The following is a 19,696-nucleotide window of genomic DNA, read 5'->3' on the forward strand; positions in this document are numbered from 1 at the left end:
GTGCGACCCGCGTTTCGATGCCCGCTCCCGAGGGCACTGTGTCACGCTGGCAGGCAATTGTTGCGAGAGTTTTTCCAGAAGCGATGCAATGGCGGTTGCGCCTTGCTAGGCTGCCGCGTGGCCGGACAGGGAGGCATCGGCGGCGTTGGGAGAAAGACAGAGGGACGCGGGCGTCGCGGCATCCGAGCGGGGGCAGGCGGGGACGCTCGCCATGCTGATGGCCGGGCTCGACCGGCTGGATCAGGGAATCACCCTGTTCGGGCCGGATCTGAAGCTGGTCTTCGCCAACAGCCGGCTGGTCGAACTGGTCGGCCTGCCGCAGGCGCTGGCCGAGCCGGGCACGCATTTCGAGACGATCGTGCGCCACAACGCGGCCCATGGCGAATACGGCCATGGTGACATCGAGGCGATGGTCGCCGACCGGGTGGCGGCGGCGCGGCGCTTCGAGCCGCACACGCTGGAGCGCACGCGGCCGAACGGCGTCGTCATCCGGGTCAGCGGCTGGCCGCTGCCCGAGGGGGGCTTTGCCACCGTCTATACCGACATCACCGACCAGCGCCGGCGCGAATTGCGGCTGGAACAGCGGCTGCTGCGCCAGACCGAGGATCTGCGCCGCAGCGAAGAACGGCTGCGGCTGATCGCCAACGAGGTGCCGGCCGGCATCGCCTATCTCGACCGGGACGAGGTGTTCCGCTTCGTCAATCGCCGCTTCGCTCGCGCCTATGGCCTGTCACCCGATGCGATTCCCGGCCGGCGCCATGACGAGGTGCTGAGCGCTGCCACCATGGCCCGCGTGCGGCCGTTCTTCGCCCGCGCCAAGACTGGCGAGGCGCTCGACTTCGACCAGGAGATCGCCTTTCCGGACGGGCGGATTCTCGACACGCGCACCTTCCTCCGGCCCGACCGCGACCCGGACGGCACGCCGCGCGGCTTCTACGTGCTGACGGTGAACGTCACCAAGGAGAAGGAGGCCGCGGCGGCGCTCCTGCAGGCCCAGAAGATGGAGACGCTCGGCCAGCTTTCGTCCGGCATCGCCCACGACTTCAACAATCTCCTGACCATCATTCTCGGCAATCTGACGCCGCTGGTCGCGAAGATCGACGATCCTGCCCTGAAAGCGGAGATGCTGGAGCCGGCCATCCGCGCCACGCGGCGTGGCGCCGACCTGATGCGGCGGCTTCTGGCCGTCGCCCGACGCCAGCCGCTGGAGCCCGCCGTGGTCGATATCGGCGAGACGATCCGCACGATCGTCGAACTGGTGCGCCCGTCGCTGCATGACGGCACCTGCATCGCGGTGGAGATCGACTGCACGCCTTACGCCTTCGTCGACCCCGCCCAGCTCGAAGCCAGCCTGATCAATCTCGTGGTCAACGCCGCCGATGCCTGCCTGGCCGGCGGCCGTATCCGGGTGGCGGCGGAAAGCGACGCGGCGAGCGGCACAGTCGTGATCGTCGTCGCCGACGACGGCAAGGGCATGGACGAGGCCACGCGGCGGAAGATCTTCGAACCCTTCTTCTCCACCAAGACCGGCACCGAACGCTCCGGTCTCGGCCTGACCATGGTGCAGGGCTTCGTCACCGCCTCGCATGGCACGGTGGCGCTCGACACCGCCCCCGGCGAGGGCACGATTTTCACCCTGCGTCTGCCCGCCGCGGAGGTGCCGGCAGAAGACGGGACGGCGGCCGGAAGCGATGCGGCCCTGGACTGCACCGAGGGGCTGAAGGACCGCTTCGTGCTGCTGGTCGACGACGACGAAGAGGTGCGCACGGTGCTGCGGCGCGATCTCCTCGGCTGCGGGGCCCGTCTGATCGAGGCGAGCGGCGGGGCCGAGGCATTGCAGCTTCTCGAAGCGGTGGACGGCATCGACTTCGTCCTCAGCGACATCACCATGCCGGGCGGCATGTCGGGCGTCGACCTCGCCGCCGAGATCGAGCGCCGCCATCCGGGCAAGCGGATCGTCCTGATGACCGGCTTCGGCCAGGACGGCGTAAGGGCCGATCTCTCGCCGCGGGTGCGCGTCCTGCAGAAACCGTTCGAGCGGCGGGCCATCGTCTCCGCCTTCACGGCGGGAGCCTGACGATGCCGGACGCGAGCCGTCCCCGCAGGGTGCCGACGGATGCATGAGCGCATCTTCATCCTCGAGGACGACCGCGATCTTGCCGCCGTCTTCGCCCGCGAGCTGACCGAGCAGGGCTTCGTGGTCGCAACCTTCCAGCGGATCGCCGAGTTCCGCCGCCAGCTCGGCGCCGCGCCGCCGGATCTGTGCATCGTCGATCTCGGCCTGCCCGACGGCGACGGCCTGGCGCTCCTGAAGGACGAGCTCGGCCGGCACGGCCTGCCGATCGTCATCGTCAGTGGCCGCGGGGCGCTGGACGACCGGTTGCAGGGGCTGGAGAGCGGCGCCGACGATTATTTGACCAAGCCTGTCGAGCCCTTGGAACTGGCGGCCCGTATCCGCAGCGTCCTGCGGCGCACGTCGCGCAACCGGGAGGCAACCCCGACGCCGCGCGCCAGCGCGACGGCGCGGACCGACATTGCCGAATTCGCCGGCTGGCGGGCCGACTTCGGCTCCCTGACCCTGCGCGCGCCCGGCGGCGCCGAGCAGCCGCTGTCACGCTCCGACGCCGAGCTCCTGCGCGCCTTCCTGGAAGCGCAGGGCAGGGTGCTCAGTCGCGACTTCCTGCTGGAGCTGTTCTCCGCCAGCGGCGAAGAGGCCTTCGATCGCAGCGTCGACGTGCGGGTCTCGCGGCTTCGCAAGAAGCTGGACGAGGATCCGAAGAGGCCCGTCCATGTGCGCACCGTCTATGGTGCGGGCTATGTCTTCGCGACGCGGGTCGACTGGATCGGCTGATCGCGGGGCCGTTCGCGCGCCCTCAGTCGGTGACGCCGAGCACCGCAATGCAGTCGCCCGCCTTGACGAGGCCGGGGAAATGCCGGGCCGCCAGGATGCCGTCCATCTTGGCGGTATATTCGTAGGGCGCGACGCCGGTGCGGTCGATCGGCCAGGCCCGCCCGATGGGCTGGCCCTTGCGGACCGCGTCGCCCAGATCCACCAGCGGCTCCATCATCCCGTCGATCTCGGAGAAGGTGAAGCAATCGTCCGACGGCATGTCGAGCCAGCGGGTCGGCCGTTCCTCGATAGCGCCCGACAGGATGCCGGCATGGCGCAGGAGATTGGCGGTGCCGCGCTTGGCGATGCCGGCGCTCTGGGCCGTCGCCGTGCCGCCGCCGCCGAGTTCGGTCGTCACGAACACCTTGCCGAGCTGTTCGACCGTGGTGTCGAACATGCCCACCGCATCGATCTCGCGCATCTTTACCGACCAGGGGGCGCCGAAGGCGGCGACGGCGGCGATGCACTCCTCTTCCTGCCGGCTGTCGTCCAGCGCATGGGCGGCGGCGAAGGGCAGGAAATCCAGCGTCTTGCCGCCGGAATGGAAGTCGAGCACGACATGCGCCATCGGCAGCAAATAGCGGGTGACGTAGTCGGCGATCTTCTGGCTGGGCGTGCCGACGGGGGAGCCGGGAAACAGCCGGTTCAGATTGCCCTTGTCGATCGGCGAGGTGCGCGTGCCGGCGCGAAAGGCCGGATAGTTCATCGCCGGCAGGATGATGACCCTGCCGGTGACTTCCTCCAGGGTCAGCCGCTGGGCGAGGTCGAAGAGCGCGATCGGCCCCTCATATTCGTCGCCGTGATTGCCGCCGGTCAGGAGCGCCGTCGGACCGTCGCCGTTCCTGGCGACGGTGATCGGGATCAGCACCGAGCCCCAGGCCGAATCGTCGCGGCTGTAGGGCATCCGCAGGAAACCGTGCTGGATGCCGTCGGCCTGGAAATCGACCGTCGCCACCACCGGCGAGGGCGCCAGATTGTCCTGCCGCATGGCTCAGTCCTTCACGAAGAGCTGGCGCGGCACGTCGGCCAGAAGCTCGTAGCCGGTCTCGGTGATGGCAATCGACTCGGTGATCTCGATACCCATGTCCTCCTGCCAGATGCCGGTCATGAAGTGGAAGGTCATGCCGGGCTTCAGCTCGGTGCGGTCGCCGGGGCGCAGGCTCATGGTCCGCTCGCCCCAGTCCGGCGGATAGGACAGGCCGATCGGATAGCCGGCGCGGTTGTCCTTGATGATGCCGTAGGTCTTGAGCACCGCGAAGAAGGCGTTGGCCAGATCCTCGCAGGTGTTGCCGGGCTTGGCCGCCTCGAGGCCCGCCTCCATGCCCTCCAGCGTCGCCTTCTCGGCGTCCAGGAAGCTCTGCGGCGGCTTGCCGAGGAAGATCGTGCGCGACAGCGGGCAGTGATAGCGGTTGTAGCAGCCGGCGACCTCGAAGAAGGTGCCTTCGCCGCGCTCCATCGGCAGATTGTCCCAGGTCAGGTGCGGCGCCGAGGCGTCGAGGCCCGACGGCAGCAGCGGCACGATGGCCGGATAGTCGCCGCCATAGCCGTCCACGCCACGCGTGCCGACGTCCCAGATCTCGGCGACGAGATCGCATTTGCGGATGCCCGGCTCGGCCTTCTCCAGGATGCGCTTGTGCATGGCACCGACGATACGCCCGGCGATGCGCATATATTCCAGTTCCTGCGTGCTCTTGACCGCGCGCTGCCAGTTGACGAGGCCGGTCGCGTCGACGAAGCGCGCCTCGGTCAGATAGGTCTGCATCGAGAGGAAGGCGGCGGCGGAGAACCAGTAATTGTCCATCTCGACGCCGATCGAGAGGTTAGCCCAGCCGCGATCCTTGATCACCGTGGCGAGGTAATCCATCGGGTGGCGCTCCGACGACTGCACGTAGTGATCCGCATAGCCGACGATGTTGTCGTTGCCGATATAGGCGGTGCGCCGCGCACCGTTGGCGTCCTGCGAGCGACCGAACCAGATCGGGTCGCCCTCCGGCGGTACCAGCACGCCCTGGTGGACGTAGAAGGACCAGCCGTCATAGCCGGTGAGCCATGCCATGTTCGACGGGTCGGACACGAACAACAGTTCGATGTCCTTCGCGGCCATCGCCGCTCGGGTCTTCTCCAGCCGCTCGGCATATTCGGGTCGGGTAAACTTGAATCGCGGCTCACGCATGGGTGCACCTGTGGTCGGAGGGGTCAGCTGGTAATGGATGTGCCGGCAGAGGCCGCGACCGCCCGGTCGCTGGCCAGTGTGGCGATCGCGGTGTCCTGGACGCCGGTGCCGGTCAGATCGCAGATCGTCAGGGCCTCGGTCGAAGGACGGCCCACATTGCGGCCGGAGAGGATGGCGCCGAGTTCCGCGAAGGGCGCATCCGCAGAGACCGCGCCGGCGGCGATCGCGTGGTGCAGTTCGCCGAGCCGCCGGGTCTGCGACAGGCTGTCGGCGACATAGAGGTCGGCGCGTGCGATGGCGGTGGGATCGAGCTCGTTCTTGTGCTCGGCGTCGGAGCCCATGGCGGTCACATGCTGCCCGGGTGCCAGCCAGCCCGCCATCAAGATCGGCGTTTCCGAAGGGGTCGTCGTCACCACGATGTCGGCGCCGGCAACGGCCCGCTCGCCGTCGGCGACAGCAGTGACCGCGATCCCCAGCTCCGCCGAAAGCTCGGCCGCCGCTCTATCCGCCTTGCCGGCGTCGCGGGCCCAGATCCGCGCCTCGGTGATCGGCCGCACCAGCGTCAGCGCCTTGAGCTGCAGCCGCGCCTGAACGCCGGCTCCGAAAATCGCGGCGACGCTGGAATCCGGCCGGCTGAGATGCCGGGCGGCGACCGCACCGGCCGCGGCCGTGCGCACGTCGGTCAGATAGCCGTTGTCCAGCAGCAGCGCCTCGACCAGCCCGGTGGTGGAGGACAGCAGCACCATCATGCCGTTGACGCTCGGCAGGCCCAGCTTCGGATTGTCGAAGAAGCCCGGGCTGATCTTGACGGCAAAGCCCGACAGGCCCGGCACATAGGCGGTCTTCACGTCGACCTCGCCGTGATGCTCGGGAATGTCGAGCCGCAGGATCGGCGGCATCGCCACGGCCTTGGTCGCCAGCGCCTCGAAGGCGCCCTCGACGGCGGCGATCGCCTCCAGATCGAGCGGCACCAGCCCGCGCAGATCGGTTTCGGTGAGGATGCGCATCTGCGGCATCAGGCAGCCTCCTCCAGCGTGTTCGCCCCATTGAGGATGGCGCGATGCAGCTGCATGTCGATGTTGCGGCCCGACAGAAGCGCCAGCGTCGGCCCGTTCGGCTGCACCTTGCCGGCCAGAAGCGCCGCGATGCCGACGGCGCCGCCGCCCTCGACGATCTCGCGCTCCTCGGTATAGGCGTGGCGGATGCCGGCAGCGATCTCCGCCTCGTCGAGCAGCACCACCTCGTCGACGAGGTTGCGCACGGCCTCGAAGGTCCAGGCGTTGCCAAGGCCGATGCCGCCGCCGAGGGAATCGGCGAAGGTCGGCAATTCCTCTACCTCGACCGGATGGCCGGCGGCGAGGCTCGCCTGCATGGCAGCGCCGCGGCTCATGGAAATGGCGATCACCCGCACATCCGGACGCAGGCCTTTCACCGCCGCGGCGATGCCGGCGACGAGACCGCCGCCTGACAGCGGCACCAGCACCGTCTCGACCTCCGGCAGGTCGGCGACGATTTCCAGCCCGATCGTGCCCTGGCCCGCGACGATGGCCGGATGATCGAAGGGCGGCACGTTGGTCATGCCGTCTTCGGCAACCAGCCTGTCGACCTCGATCTGGGCCTCGTCCTGCGACCGGCCAACGATCCGGGTCTCGGCGCCCAGTGCCGCGATGGCATCGAGCTTGTTGCGCGGCACCAGCGCCGACATGCAGACGATGCAGCGCACGCCCTCGGCGGCCGCCGCATGGGCGAGCGCCCGGCCGTGATTGCCGGTCGAGGCGGCGGTCACGCCCTTCGCGCGTTGTTCGGGCGTCAATTGGAGCAGGGCGTTGGTCGCGCCGCGCAGTTTGAAGGCGCCGGTGATCTGCCGGTGCTCGTGCTTCAGATGCACCGGGACGCCAACACGGTCCGACAGGCTCGGCGAAAGATCGACCGGCGTGCGCCGGATCCGGCCTTCGATCCGGCGGGCCGCAGCTTCGATGTCGGTGAGCGTCACGATCCCCATGGCGTCACGCGGCGGCGGGCAGGGACCGCGCCATCAGGCGGCCGGCGTCCGGTCGTGCGGCGAGGGCGCCGCAATGGCCAAGTGTCGCCCAGACCGTCGCCAGATTGCTGGTGACGACGGGCCGGCCGATGCGCGCCTCGATCTCCGGCACCGCGGCAGCCGAGCGCAGGGCTGTGCAGGAGATGAACAGGGCCTCGGCGGACGAAGCGGTCGCGGCGACGGCTGCCTCGACCAGGCTGGCCCGCGACATCCGGGCCATGTCGCCGTCGTCTTCCATCTCGAGGCAGGTGAAGTTTTCCAGCGTGAAGCCGGCATCGACGAAATAATCCGCCATCAGTTCGCCGACCGGCACGACATAGGGCGTCAGGACGCTGATCTTCTGGGCGTCGAGGGCGCGCAGGGCCATGGCGGCGGCAGCCGGCGGGGTCACCACGGCAGCTTCGGGCTTGGAGGTATGGATCGCCGCGGCAATCTCGTCGTCGCCAATGAGCACAGTGCCGGAGGTGCAGGAGAAGCAGATCACGTCGAAGGCCTCGCCGGGCAGGAGCAGGCCAGCCGCGGCGGCGAGGCGCGGCTTCATCGCCCGCAGGTTCTCCGTCGTGGTGGGGTTGGCGAACTCGATCCGGGTGCCGAAGACGTGGATCGCGTCGGAGGCGACCATGCGCGTGAAATCGGCCTCGGTGGACTGGTCGGTCGCCAGAAGAATCAGGCCGACACGGCGCTCGCAGGCCCGCTCATCGAGAGCGAGAGGCAGGTCCGAGGTGGTGATCGGGACGCTCATGGCAGAAACTTTCAACAGGGAAAACAGAGTTTTGTCGCCATGGCCTGATGCTCTCTGCGAACCCGTCGCCGCCGGTGCATGCGCAAGGTGCCGAGGGTGGAAGCCGGACCAGGCGGCACGGAGCCGAAAAGGCGCATTTCCCTTCGCCCCGGTCAACCCGCGAACCGCTTGTTCCCCGACGTTACAGCGCTCAAATGATCACGCCTTGGGCATGCCCGGCAATTAGGCGAACCATCCTTTTTCGCTGGCGCCAGAAGTGTATTCTGCTGCCGGCCCGAACGCATTCGGGCGAACGCTCGCTCGACACGGCGCGATAATATTCGGAAGCTGATCTTCGGCGATCCAGAGGATGCGAACGTTGACTGACGGTCGTCGATGTGCAGGCTTGGGCTCCCTTCAAGCAGGAGCCCGGTGCTTCACGACGGTTCGTGCAATCGAACCCTGTGCTGAGCAGGCGAAATATCCGAGATCGACTGATCTCGCCGGCGATGATCCTGAATTCCATTGCCGATCGTGCGCCGTCGGCGGATTTTTCGCGGGCTACGCTTTTCCTGCTGATTTCGAATGCTATGGTTTGTTGACCTCCTGTCGTCGAACCGAGAAACGGAGATCGTTGAATGACCATTCCGATGAAGACGCGCCGCCGCAATCTGGTGGCCAAGACCCTCGCAGCCACGACCGCGCTGACCCTTTTGGCCGGCCCGGCTTTCGCCGCCGAGTGGAAATACGCCATCGAGGAAGCGCTGGAAGAGGTTCAGGGCGTCTACGCCACGAAGTTCAAGGAGCATATCGAGGCGAATTCGGACCACACCGTCGCCATCTTCCCGTTCGGCACCCTCGGCGAGTCCGCCGACACCACCGAGCTGGCCCAGATGGGCGCCATCCAGTTCGTCGATGCCTCGCCCGGCTTCACCGGCAGCCTGATCCCCGAGCTGCAGGTCTTCCTGATGCCTTACGTGCTGCCGGAAGACCCGGCCGTGCTGGCCGATTTCTACAAGACGTCGCCGACGATCAACGAGGATCTGGCCGAGCTCTACGAGGCGCAGAGCCTGCACCTGATCGACATGTTCCCGGAAGGCGAGGTCGTGATGACGACCAAGGAGCCGGTGACGTCGCCGGCCGATCTGGAGGGCGTGAAGTTCCGCGTGATGACCACGCCGCTGCTCGTAGAGACCTACAACGCCTTCGGCGCGACGGCGACGCCGCTGCCCTGGGGTGAGACCTTCTCGGGTCTGCAGCTCAACATGATCCAGGGCCAGGAGAACCCGATGTTCTTCGTGGAATCCACGAAGATGTACGAGGTGACCGATCATATCACCTTCACCGGCCACAACACCTTCACCACCGCCGTGGCGGCCAACAAGAGCTTCTATGACGGCCTGTCCGACGAGGACAAGGCGCTCGTCACGGAAGCGGCCGATGCCGCCTACGACTACATCATCGACTACCAGAAGGGTCTCGAGGACGAGGCGCTCGCCAAGATCCAGGAAGCCAAGCCGAGCATGACGGTGACGCGCCTGACCGACGAGCAGCGCGAGCCGTTCCGCAAGGCAGCCGAGCAGGTCCGCGAGAAGTTCGTCGAGATGACGGGCGACAGCGGCAAGGCCGTGCTCGACGGCTTCGAGGCCGACATCAAGGCCTCGCAGGAGCGGGTCGGCAGCGGCGGCTGATCCGACGGGAATCCGGCCGGCGGTTCGTTCCGCCGGTCGCCGAAAGCTGCTGCCGCGCTATCATCATGCGCGGCAGCATATGTGTGGCGCCATAGGATGGAACGCCGATGAACCGACCCGACCCGTCGACCGACCCGGACGCCCCCGCCGAAAGTCTGGGTGGCCCGAGGCCCTCCGAGGATTCCTCGACCAACAAGACGGACGCGCCCGAAAGCGGCTTTTCCGGCGTTCTCAAGCCCTTCCAGATTCTCGACCGGTCGATCGCGGTGCTGGAATCCGTCATCCTGACGGCCGGCATCCTGATGATGGCGGTCAATTCGGTCGCCAATGTCATCGGCCGGTTCGCCTTCGGGCGCAGCCTCTACTTCTCGCAGGAACTCAACCAGTTCCTGGTCATCCTGGTGACCTTCGCCGGCATCGGCTTCGCCGCGCGCCACGGCCGCCATATCCGCATGTCGGCGATCTATGACGAGCTGCCCGATCCGGCGCGCCGCGCCCTGATGATCGTGATCGCGCTGGTCACTGCCGCGACCATGTTCGTCCTCGCCTGGTTCTCCTGGTTCTACGTCGTCAGCGTCTTCGACACCGGCCGGATTTCGCCGGTGCTACGCCTGCCGATCTACGTGACCCTCGTCTGGCTGCCGATCGGCTTCGTCATCACTGGCATCCAGTACGTGCTGACGGCCCTGGCCAATCTGACCCGGCCGGAAATCTACCTGTCCGTCTCCGTGGTCGATTCCTACGAAGACACCGAAACCCAGATCTGACGCCGCCACCGCCGTCGACCTGCTTAAACATCCGCCGACGCGCGCTCTGACCAGAGGAAATCCATGGCAACTGCGATGCTCTCGACCATGGTGGTTCTCCTGCTTCTGGGGTTCCCGATGATGGTGCCGCTGCTCATGGCGACACTGGTGGGGTTCTTCTTCTTCCTGCCCATCGGGCCGGAGATCATGGTCCAGCAGATGATCGCCGGCATCCGGCCGGCGGCGCTGGTCGCCGTGCCGATGTTCATCCTGGCCGCGGACATCATCACCAAGGGCCATTCGGCCGACCGGCTGATCGACATGGTGATGCGCTTCGTCGGCCATATGCGCGGCGGTTTGGGCGTCGCGACGGCGATGAGCTGTACCCTGTTCGGCGCCGTCTCCGGCTCGACCCAGGCGACCGTGGTCGCCGTCGGCGGTCCGTTGCGGCCGCGCATGCTGAAGGCCGGCTACAGCGACAGCTTCACCCTGGCGCTGATCATCAATTCCTCCGACATCGCCATGCTGATCCCGCCGTCGATCGCGATGATCATCTACGGTGTCGTGTCCGGCACCTCGATTTCGGAACTGTTCATCGCCGGTGTCGGCCCGGGCCTTCTGATCCTGTTCCTGTTCTCGATCTATGCCGTGATCTATGCGCGGATGCACAATCTGGAGACCGAGCCGAAATCGACCTGGCGCGAGCGCGGCCAGGCGATGGTGGCGGCGATCTGGCCGCTCGGCTTCCCGCTGATCGTCGTCGGCGGCATCTATGGGGGCATCTTCAGCCCGACCGAGGCGGCCTCCGTCTGCGTCGGCTATGCGCTGCTTCTGGAGATGGTCATCTTCCGCTCGCTGAAGCTGAGCGACATCTTCGACATCGCCAAGTCGACCGGCCTGATCACCGCCGTGGTGTTCATCCTCGTCGCGGCCGGCGCGGCGTTCTCCTGGGTCATCTCGTTCCAGCAGATCCCGCAGATGCTCCTCGGGGCGATCGGCCTCACCGAGGCCGGGCCGGTGGGCGTTTTGATCGCAATCTCGATCGCCTTCTTCGTCGGCTGCATGTTCGTCGACCCGATCGTGGTCATTCTGGTGCTGGTGCCGATCTTCTCGCCGCTCGTCTCCGGTCTCGGGCTTGACCCGGTGCTGGTCGGCGTGATCATCACGCTGCAGGTTGCGATCGGGTCGGCCACGCCGCCCTTCGGCTGCGATATCTTCACGGCGATCGCGATCTTCAAACGTCCCTATATCGAGGTGATCCGCGGTACGCCGCCGTTCATCTTCATCCTGCTCCTGGTCAGTGCGTTGCTCATCGCATGGCCGCCGCTGGCGCTGTTCCTTCGCGATCTGGCCTTCCGCTAGGCCGCGAAGGGCCGGGGCCTGTCGACACGATCCGAACCGCTCCTGGAGGCGATGCATGTACAAGACGGTCCTCGTGCCCGTGGATGGCTCCCCCATGGCCACGCGCGCCCTCGACGTGGCATCCGAGATGTGCCGGCTCTTTGGCGCGCGCCTGATCACCTTGTGCGTCTATCGGCATCACTCGCCGCTGGAAGCCTCGCTCTCCATGGTCCGGGTCAAGCAGCCGGCCGAGCGACCGGACGATTCCCTCAAGACCTACGCCAGCGAGATCGCCGCGGCCGCCAAGGCCCGGGCGCTCGATTCCGGTGTCGAGGAGGTCACCGCCTATGCCAAGCGCGGCCAGCCCTCGCGCGCCATCGTTGCCTTCGCCAAGCAGCATGACTGCGACCTGATCGTGCTCGGCGCCCGCGGCAATGGCGACATCGAGGGCTTTCTCCTCGGTTCGGTGTCCCACAAGGTGGCCTCGCTCGCGCCCCAGCATTGCCTGATCGTGCGCTGACACCCATCACTCGGCGGTGGACGCCGGCCAAACCGGCAGTCTATTGAAGGGGATCGACCTCTTCGGACCAGGACTCGCCATGCCACCGGGCCGCATCAAGCTGGACGACCGCGATATCAAGATCCTGACCATCCTCCAGTCGGAGGGTCGGATCCCGAAGGCGACGCTGGCGGAGCGCGTGAACCTGTCGCCGACGCCCTGCTGGGAGCGGCTGAACCGGCTGGAAGAAGCCGGCATCATCGAGGGCTACGGCGCGATGATTGCCGAGAGCACCTACGGGCCGCTCACCGTCCTCTTCGTGATGATGGAGATCGAGAGCCACCGCACGGAGGATTTCGCGGCCTTCGAGGCGGCGATCCGCGACGTGCCGGAGATCGTCGAGTGCTTCTCGGTGTCGGGCGGCTTCGACTATCTCTGCAAGTTCGTCACCCGCGATCTCGCCAGCTACCAGGCGATCATCGACCGGCTTCTGTCGAACGGCTCCGGGGTCAAGCGCTACTTCAGCTATCCGGTGATGACGTCGATCAAGAAGGCGCCGATCCCCATTCAGATGATCGCCGGCACGGCGCGCTGAGGCGCGGGCGACGAGCCATCGCCGCAGCGGCCCTTCGGCAGGAGAGAATTCGCTTCCCGGGCCGATCTATGGCCGACGTCTCGCCTGCGAACGCGATAGCGTTCTCCTGACGGAACAGGAGAGCGCCATGTCTGCAGCGATACGCCATCTCGACACCCTTCACCCTCTGGCCGCGCTGGACGACGCGACGCTGTTCGTCCAGGCGGCTTTTCTGGGCGGGCGCTGGATCACCAGCGAAACGACCGTCGCCGTCACCGATCCGGCCACCGGCGAGACCCTCGGGTTCATCCCCGCTCTGACCGGCGATGACACCGGCCGGGCGATCGACGCGGCCGAAGCCGCGCTGCCGGCCTGGCGCGCCCTGCTGCCGCAGGAGCGGGCGCGGATCCTCAAGCGCTGGCATGACCTGATCCTGGCGTCGCGCGAGGATCTGGCGCTCCTGATGACGCTCGAGCAGGGCAAGCCCCTGGCCGAATCCCGGGGCGAGATCGACTATGCCGCGTCCTTCGTCGACTATTATGCCGAGGAGGCGCGACGTATCGCGGTCGAGGGGCTCACCAGCCATCTGCCGAACGCCCAGATGACGCTCTCCCGCGTGCCGCTGGGCGTCGTCGGTCTGGTGACGCCGTGGAACTTCCCGGCCGCCATGCTGACCCGCAAGGCGGCCGCGGCGCTGGCCGCCGGCTGCACGACAGTGGTCCATCCCTCGTCGGAAACCCCGTTCTCCGCTCTGGCGCTGGCGGCGCTGGCCGAACGCGCCGGCATGCCGGCCGGCGTCTTCAACGTCGTCACCGGCAATGCCGCGACGATCGTCGGCCGCCTCTGCGAGGACCGCCGCGTGCGGGCCATGAGCTTCACCGGCTCGACCGAGATCGGACGGCTGATCGCGGCGCAGGCCGCGCCGACGGTCAAGCGGCTGATCATGGAGCTCGGCGGCCACGCGCCGCTGATGATCTTCGCCGACAGCGATCTCGACCGGGCCGTCGACATCGCCATGGACGCCAAGTTCGCCACCTCCGGGCAGGACTGCCTGGCGGCCAACCGCATCTATGTCGAGCGGTCGATCTACGAGCCGTTCCTCGCCGCCTTCAAGGCGCGGATCGAGGCGCTGGCTGTCGGGCCAGGCCTCGATGCCAGCACGGAGATCGGCCCGCTGATGCACGCCCGCGCCATCGCCAAGGTCGAGGCGCAGGTGCACGACGCGGTCGGCCGCGGCGCCCGCTGCCTCGCTGGCGGTGGCCGCGATTCGGCCGGGCCGCTGTTCTACCGGCCGACGCTGCTGGCCGACGTGCCGGAAGATGCGCTGATCATGCACGAGGAGACCTTCGGCCCCGTTGCCGCCGTCACCCCCTTCGACGCGGAGGACGAGGTTCTGGCCCGCGCCAACGACACTGAATACGGCCTCGTCGCTTACCTGGTGACGCGTGACGCCGCGCGGATCGCCCGCATGACCGCGGCGCTCGAATACGGCATGGTCGCCGTCAACCGGGTCAAGATCACCGGCGCGCCGATCCCCTTTGGCGGCGTCAAGCAGTCGGGCATCGGCCGGGAGGGGGCCCGCCACGGCCTCGAAGCCTTCACCGACCTCAAATATGTCTGTCAGGACATCGGCTGACCGCCGCTTTCGACAGAACCGCATTCAGTCACGACGCATACAGTCAGGAAAGGAGCAGATAATGCTCGACCGGAACAACGAACTCGCCGCCTTCGACCGCGATCATTTCTTCCACCCGTCGACCCATATGGGCAGCCATGCCCGCGGTGAGACGCCGACCAGGGTGATCGCCGGCGGCAAGGGCGCGACCATCGTCGACACCAATGGCCGTGAAAGCCTCGACGCCTTTGCCGGGCTCTATTGCGTCAATGTCGGCTACGGCCAGACCGAGATCGCCGACGCGATCGCGGCGCAGGCGCACAAGCTGCCCTATTACCACGCCTATGTCGGTCACGGCTCCGAGGCGTCGATCCAGCTTGCCAAGATGATCATCGACCGGGCGCCGGACCACATGAGCCGGGTCTATTTCGGCCTGTCGGGATCGGACGCCAACGAGACCAACATCAAGCTGATCTGGTACTACAACAACATTCTCGGCCGACCCGAAAAGAAGAAGATCATCTCGCGCTGGCGCGGCTATCACGGCTCGGGCGTGATGACCGGCTCGCTCACCGGCCTGAAGCTGTTCCACAACGCTTTCGACCTGCCGCGCGCGCCGATCCTGCACACCGAGGCGCCGTATTATTTCCGCCGCGAAGACCGCTCGATGAGCGAGGAGCAGTTCTCGCAGCATTGCGCCGACAAGCTGGAGGAGATGATCCTCGCCGAGGGGCCGGACACCGTCGCCGCCTTCATCGGCGAGCCGATCCTGGGCACCGGCGGCATTGTCCCGCCGCCGGCCGGCTACTGGGAGAAGATCCAGGCGGTGCTGGCAAAATACGACATCCTCCTGGTCGCCGACGAGGTGGTCACCGGCTTCGGGCGTCTCGGCACGATGTTCGGCTCCGAGCATTACGGCATCAAGCCGGACATCATCACCATCGCCAAGGGACTGACCTCGGCCTATGCGCCGCTGTCGGGCAGCATCATCTCCGACAAGGTCTGGGAGGTTCTCGTGCGGGGCTCCGACGAGATGGGCCCGATCGGCCATGGCTGGACCTATTCGGCGCATCCGCTCTGTGCGGCCGCCGGCGTCGCCAATCTCGAACTGATCGACAAGCTCGACCTCGTCGAGAATGCCGGCTCCGTGGGCGCGCATTTCCGCAAGGGCCTCGCCGACGCGCTGGCAGGCCACGCCCATGTCGGCGAGGTGCGCGGCGACGGCCTGATGGCCGCGGTGGAGTTCGTCGAGGACAAGGACGACCGCAAGTTCTTCGATCCGTCGCTGAAGGTCGGACCGCAGATCGCGGCGGCGCTGCTGGAGCGCGGCGTCATCGGCCGGGCCATGCCGGAAGGCGACATTCTCGGCTTCGCGCCGCCCTTCGTCCTGACCCGGGAGGAAGCCGACACGATCGTCGCGCGCACCGCCGACGCGGTCGAGGCGGTGACGGCCAAGCTCACCTGACCCCATCGGCGCCCGTTGCCCAAAAACCGAAAGCGCCCGGCGTTGCCGCCGGGCGCTTTTCGTTGTCGGCTTGAGGCGACGGGTCAGACGGCGAGATATTGCAGCCGCATTTCCTTGTCGTCGATGATCTGCTGCGCGGTACCGTCGAAGACGATCTCGCCCATCTCCAGGATGATCGCGCGGTCGGCCAGATGCAGCGCGGCGATGGCGTTCTGCTCGACCAGGATCGTGGTGATGCCGATCTGCTTGATCTCTTCCAGGATGCGCTCGATTTCCTGCACGATGACCGGCGCCAGCCCCTCATAGGGCTCGTCCAGCAGCAGCAGCTTCACATCCCGGGCCAGTGCCCGGGCGACGGCCAGCATCTGCTGCTCGCCGCCGGACATGGTGATGCCTTCCTGGGTGCGGCGCTCGGCCAGCCGGGGAAAGTGCTCGTAGATCCGCTCCAGCGACCAGCCGATGGGCGGCTCGATCTGCGCGAGCTTGAGATTCTCCTCCACCGTCAGGCCGGCGATGATCCGCCGGTCCTCGGGCACCAGCTGCACGCCGAGCCGGGCCGCTTCGTAGCCCTGCATGGTGTGGAGCGGCTGGCCGTCGAGCCAGATTTCGCCATGCTTCAGCTCCGGCGAACCGGCCCGCGCGATGGTGCGCAGCGTCGAGGTCTTGCCGGCACCGTTGCGGCCGAGCAGGGCGACGATCTCGCCTTCCCGCACCTCGAAGGAGACGCCCTGGACGATGTAGCTCTCGCCGTAATAGGCATGCAGGTCGCGGGCGGCGAAGAAAGGCTGGCCCTCGGACCGGACGGTCTCGGCCCGGGCGCTGCGACCATGCGGCCGGACGGCGTCGATCGTGTCGCTCATAGATGGGCTCCCCCCAGATAGGCTTCCTGCACGCGCGGATCGGCCTTGATCGCCTCCGGCGTGCCTTCGGCGATCACCGTGCCCTGCGCCATCACGCTGACGGTCGAGGCCAGCGAGAACACGACATGCATGTCGTGCTCGATGATCACCTTGGTGATACCGCGCTTGGCGATCGCCTTGAGGAGATCGACCGTATTGTTGGTGTCGGCCCGCGACATGCCGGCGGTCGGCTCGTCGAGCAGCAGCAGCTTCGGCCGCTGGACGAGGCACATCGCCAGCTCCAGCCGCCGCTTGTCGCCACGCGACATGGAATCGACCCGCTGGTGGCGCTGGGCGGCCAGGTTGAGGTCCTCGAGGATCTCCTCGGCCTCTTCCAGCACGACACGCCGGTCGTTGGCGCGTCCCCAGAGATTGATCTTGAAGGCGCCGTCCTTGCGGGCGAAAGCCGGGATCATGACGTTTTCCATGACCGTCAGCTCGGCGAAGGTCTCCGGCGTCTGGAACACCCGCGCGATGCCGGCCTGGTTGATCTCGTACGGATTGTGCCCGAGCAGCGGTGCGCCGTTGAACTCGACGGTGCCTTCGTCCGGCACGATCCGCCCGACCAGCGTGTTGAGCAGGGTCGACTTGCCGGCGCCGTTCGGCCCGATGATCGCGTGGACCGTGCCTTCCTTGACCCTGAGATTGACGTCGTCGAGGGCTTTCAGGCCGCCGAAGCGCTTGCTGACGCCGTTGATGGTGAGAATGTCCATGCCGGCTCTTTCTATTCGTGGTTCGCGCGGGCAGCGGCGGTGTCGCCGGTGGTCCCGTCAGCCGGTTTGGGCTTGTGGAACAGGGCGCCGATGCGGCGCAGCCCCTCCATGATCCCGCCCGGCAGGAAGATGACGATGACCATGAACAGGAGGCCGAGCGTCAGGTGCCAGCCTTCGCCGACGAAGGGGCTGGTGATCTCGACCGCCAGGTTCTGTGCCCAGCCGGGCAGGAAGTCGAAGCTGCGATAGAGGAAGCCGTCATTGAAGGACGAGAAGATCTGCTCGAGATACTTCATCACGGCCGCGCCGATCACCGGACCGAGCAGCGTGCCGACGCCGCCGAGAATGGTCATCAGCACGACCTCGCCCGACGCCGTCCACTGCATCCGGTCGGCGCCGGCGAGGGGATCGGTGACCGCCAGGAGGCCGCCGGCGAGGCCGGCATACATGCCCGAGATGACGAAGGCGGTGAGAAGATAGGGGCGGGCGGCAAAGCCGGTATAGCCCATGCGGTTCTGGTTCGACTTGATGGCGAACAGCATCATGCCGAAGGTCGAGTTGCGGATCCTGAGCGCCAGGAAGAAGCCGAGGACCAGCAGGATCGCGCAGAAATAGAAGCCCGGATAGCCCTGCAGCTCGATGCCGAAGAAGTTCGGCTTGGGCAGGCCCGCGCCGACTTCGCCCAGCGCCCGGTCGATCAGCCGCGGATCTGAGCGGGATATCTGCAGTCCGGTCTCGCCGTTGGTGATCGGCGTCAGCACCGAATAGGCGAGATTGTAGGACATCTGCGCGAAGGCGAGCGTCAGGATCGAGAAGTAGATGCCGGCGCGGCGCAGGCAGACGAAGCCGATGACCAGCGCCAGGAGCCCGGCGACGATGATCGCGAAGGGGATCGCGAAGATCGCGTTCATCGACAGGAGCTTGAACATCCAGACCGCGGCGTAGGATCCGGTGCCCAGGAACGCCGCATGGCCGAAGGACAGATAGCCGGAGAAGCCGAACAGGATGTTGAAGCCGATCGCGAAGATCCCGAAGATCGCGAATTTCTGCAGGATGTCCGGATAGCCCGCGCCGATCGGCGTCAGCCAGATCGGCATGGTCAGGACGGCCGCCGCGAAGATCGCGGTGAAGGCGTAGTCGCCCATCGTGGTCGCGAAGAACGGCCGCGTGTCGCGGGTCTTGCGGGTGGTCTCGTGCGGCGTGCCGCCGAGGTCGGTCGAGGTGATGGCGCTGTTCATCGATCAGGCCTCCATGACGCCCTTGCGGCCCATCAGTCCACGCGGGCGGACCAGCAGGACGACGACGGCAACAAGGTAGATGATGATCTGGTCGATGCCCGGCAGGATCGCCTTGATCTCGGTCATCGAGGAGAAGGACTGCAGGATGCCGAGCAGGAAGCCTGCGACCACGGCGCCGCCCAGCGACCCCATGCCGCCGACGACGACGACCACGAAGGACAGCACCAGGAAGTCCATGCCCAGATGGTAGTTGGGTGATAGGATCGGCGTGTACATGACGCCCGCCAGCCCGGCGACGACGGCGGCAAGGCCGAAGACGATCGAGAACTTGCGGCCGATATTGATGCCGAGCAGGCCCACCGTCTCGCGGTCCGCCATGCCGGCCCGCACCACCATGCCGAAGGTGGTGAGCTGCAGGAAGGCGAAGACCGCGCCGATGATGGCCAGCGAGAACAGGAAGTAGACGATGCGCCACATCGGATAGCTGAGGCCGGGAATGCCGAACCACTGGCCGATATCCGCGCTGCCGGCGAAGGCCGGGGGAGCGGTCATCGGGATCGGATTGGCGCCGAAATAGTGCTTGACGATCTCCTGCAGGACGATGGCGAGGCCGAAGGTCACGAGGATCTGCTCGGCATGGCTGCGCTTGTAGAAGAAGCGGATCAGGCCGCGCTCCATCGCCAGGCCGACGAGCAGCATGAAGGGGATCGCGACGAGGATCGACAAGGGAACCGACCAGTCGAGGATCGTGCGGCCGGTCTCACCGAACCAGATCTCCAGATAGGGGACTTCCTTGTAGGCCTCGAAGAAGGTCACGCTCTCGTCGCGCACGCGCTCGGAGATCGACAGGACCATGGAGAAGGCGACGGCGCAGAAGGCGCCGAGCATGAAGAGGGCGCCGTGGGCGAAATTGACCACCCCGAGCGTACCGAAGATCAGGGTCAGGCCGAGGGCGATGAGCGCATAGGCCCCGCCCTTGTCGAGACCGTTGAGGATCTGAAGAATGATGGCGTCCATGTGCCCCTTGGTCGCTCCTGGCATTGCCGCTTTGAATTGTCGGGGTCGATACGCGCGGCCCTGGCGAGCGGCA

18 protein-coding genes are annotated in these 19,696 nt (G+C 66.9%); 9 read left to right on the forward strand and 9 right to left on the reverse strand.

Translation table 11 applies throughout. The features are described 5' to 3' along the window. Positions 1–145 precede the first annotated feature (145 nt). Positions 146–2,077 (forward strand): PAS-domain containing protein, encoded by a 1,932-nt coding sequence (locus tag H9Q09_RS15175; RefSeq protein WP_187391724.1) that lies wholly within the window; start codon positions 146–148, stop codon positions 2,075–2,077. A gap of 39 nt (positions 2,078–2,116) precedes the next feature. After that, positions 2,117–2,851 (forward strand): response regulator transcription factor, encoded by a 735-nt coding sequence (locus H9Q09_RS15180; RefSeq protein ID WP_187391725.1) that lies wholly within the window; start codon positions 2,117–2,119, stop codon positions 2,849–2,851. A 22-nt stretch (positions 2,852–2,873) separates the two neighbouring features. Here H9Q09_RS15180 and doeB read toward each other — a convergent pair whose 3' ends face one another. From doeB to H9Q09_RS15205, 5 genes are read right to left on the reverse strand one after another with little or no spacing between them, the layout of a single operon-like run. After that, complete coding sequence (doeB, locus tag H9Q09_RS15185) at positions 2,874–3,878, reverse strand: N(2)-acetyl-L-2,4-diaminobutanoate deacetylase DoeB (protein WP_187391726.1); 1,005 nt, start codon at positions 3,876–3,878, stop codon at positions 2,874–2,876. A gap of 3 nt (positions 3,879–3,881) precedes the next feature. Then, positions 3,882–5,063, reverse strand: coding sequence for an ectoine hydrolase DoeA (gene doeA, locus H9Q09_RS15190; RefSeq protein WP_187391727.1), 1,182 nt, complete (start codon positions 5,061–5,063; stop codon positions 3,882–3,884). 23 nt (positions 5,064–5,086) lie between these two features. Continuing rightward, positions 5,087–6,079 carry an ectoine utilization protein EutC gene (gene eutC / locus H9Q09_RS15195; RefSeq protein ID WP_187391728.1) on the reverse strand — a complete coding sequence of 331 codons (993 nt, stop codon included), beginning with the start codon at positions 6,077–6,079 and terminating at the stop codon, positions 5,087–5,089. After that, entirely contained in the window at positions 6,079–7,065 is a 987-nt protein-coding gene (gene eutB / locus H9Q09_RS15200; RefSeq protein ID WP_187391729.1) for a hydroxyectoine utilization dehydratase EutB, read from the reverse strand. Before eutB ends, eutC begins: the two co-directional genes overlap by 1 nt. Before the next feature lie 4 nt (positions 7,066–7,069). After that, the gene (locus tag H9Q09_RS15205) at positions 7,070–7,846 is read right to left on the reverse strand and encodes an ectoine utilization protein EutA (RefSeq protein WP_187391730.1); all 777 of its coding nucleotides are present in this window, start codon (positions 7,844–7,846) and stop codon (positions 7,070–7,072) included. A gap of 617 nt (positions 7,847–8,463) precedes the next feature. Between H9Q09_RS15205 and dctP the strand changes: the two genes are divergently transcribed. The 7 genes from dctP (at position 8,464) to H9Q09_RS15240 (ending at position 15,756) form a co-directional block, all read left to right on the forward strand. Then, positions 8,464–9,516, forward strand: coding sequence for a TRAP transporter substrate-binding protein DctP (gene dctP, locus H9Q09_RS15210; protein WP_246716166.1), 1,053 nt, complete (start codon positions 8,464–8,466; stop codon positions 9,514–9,516). Between the two features lie 107 nt (positions 9,517–9,623). Then, positions 9,624–10,283 (forward strand): TRAP transporter small permease, encoded by a 660-nt coding sequence (locus H9Q09_RS15215; RefSeq protein ID WP_187391731.1) that lies wholly within the window; start codon positions 9,624–9,626, stop codon positions 10,281–10,283. 63 nt (positions 10,284–10,346) lie between these two features. Beyond that, a complete protein-coding gene (locus H9Q09_RS15220) occupies positions 10,347–11,624 on the forward strand; it encodes a TRAP transporter large permease (protein WP_024351109.1) in 1,278 nt (425 codons plus the stop codon). A gap of 55 nt (positions 11,625–11,679) precedes the next feature. Beyond that, on the forward strand, positions 11,680–12,123 hold the full coding sequence (locus H9Q09_RS15225; RefSeq protein WP_187391732.1) for a universal stress protein: 444 nt from the start codon (positions 11,680–11,682) through the stop codon (positions 12,121–12,123). Positions 12,124–12,202: 79 nt separating this feature from the next. Continuing rightward, positions 12,203–12,697, forward strand: a complete 495-nt coding sequence (locus tag H9Q09_RS15230; RefSeq protein WP_187391733.1) for an Lrp/AsnC family transcriptional regulator — start codon at positions 12,203–12,205, stop codon at positions 12,695–12,697. Positions 12,698–12,824: 127 nt separating this feature from the next. Continuing rightward, entirely contained in the window at positions 12,825–14,312 is a 1,488-nt protein-coding gene (locus H9Q09_RS15235) for an NAD-dependent succinate-semialdehyde dehydrogenase (RefSeq protein ID WP_187391734.1), read from the forward strand. Positions 14,313–14,373: 61 nt separating this feature from the next. Further along, positions 14,374–15,756 carry an aspartate aminotransferase family protein gene (locus H9Q09_RS15240; protein ID WP_187391735.1) on the forward strand — a complete coding sequence of 461 codons (1,383 nt, stop codon included), beginning with the start codon at positions 14,374–14,376 and terminating at the stop codon, positions 15,754–15,756. A gap of 83 nt (positions 15,757–15,839) precedes the next feature. On the opposite strand, the gene H9Q09_RS15245 is transcribed toward H9Q09_RS15240, so the two are convergent. From H9Q09_RS15245 to H9Q09_RS15260, 4 genes are all read right to left on the reverse strand, one after another. After that, a complete protein-coding gene (locus H9Q09_RS15245; protein ID WP_009209845.1) occupies positions 15,840–16,616 on the reverse strand; it encodes an ABC transporter ATP-binding protein in 777 nt (258 codons plus the stop codon). Continuing rightward, the gene (locus tag H9Q09_RS15250; protein WP_024351115.1) at positions 16,613–17,368 is read right to left on the reverse strand and encodes an ABC transporter ATP-binding protein; all 756 of its coding nucleotides are present in this window, start codon (positions 17,366–17,368) and stop codon (positions 16,613–16,615) included. The genes H9Q09_RS15245 and H9Q09_RS15250 overlap by 4 nt, the downstream gene beginning before the upstream one ends. Positions 17,369–17,379: 11 nt before the next feature. Then, positions 17,380–18,465 (reverse strand): branched-chain amino acid ABC transporter permease, encoded by a 1,086-nt coding sequence (locus H9Q09_RS15255; RefSeq protein WP_246716171.1) that lies wholly within the window; start codon positions 18,463–18,465, stop codon positions 17,380–17,382. Between the two features lie 144 nt (positions 18,466–18,609). Continuing rightward, complete coding sequence (locus H9Q09_RS15260) at positions 18,610–19,623, reverse strand: branched-chain amino acid ABC transporter permease (RefSeq protein ID WP_187391736.1); 1,014 nt, start codon at positions 19,621–19,623, stop codon at positions 18,610–18,612. Positions 19,624–19,696: the final 73 nt, after the last annotated feature.

This window comes from Aurantimonas sp. DM33-3, assembly GCF_014334315.1.
Lineage (GTDB): Bacteria > Pseudomonadota > Alphaproteobacteria > Rhizobiales > Rhizobiaceae > Aurantimonas > Aurantimonas coralicida.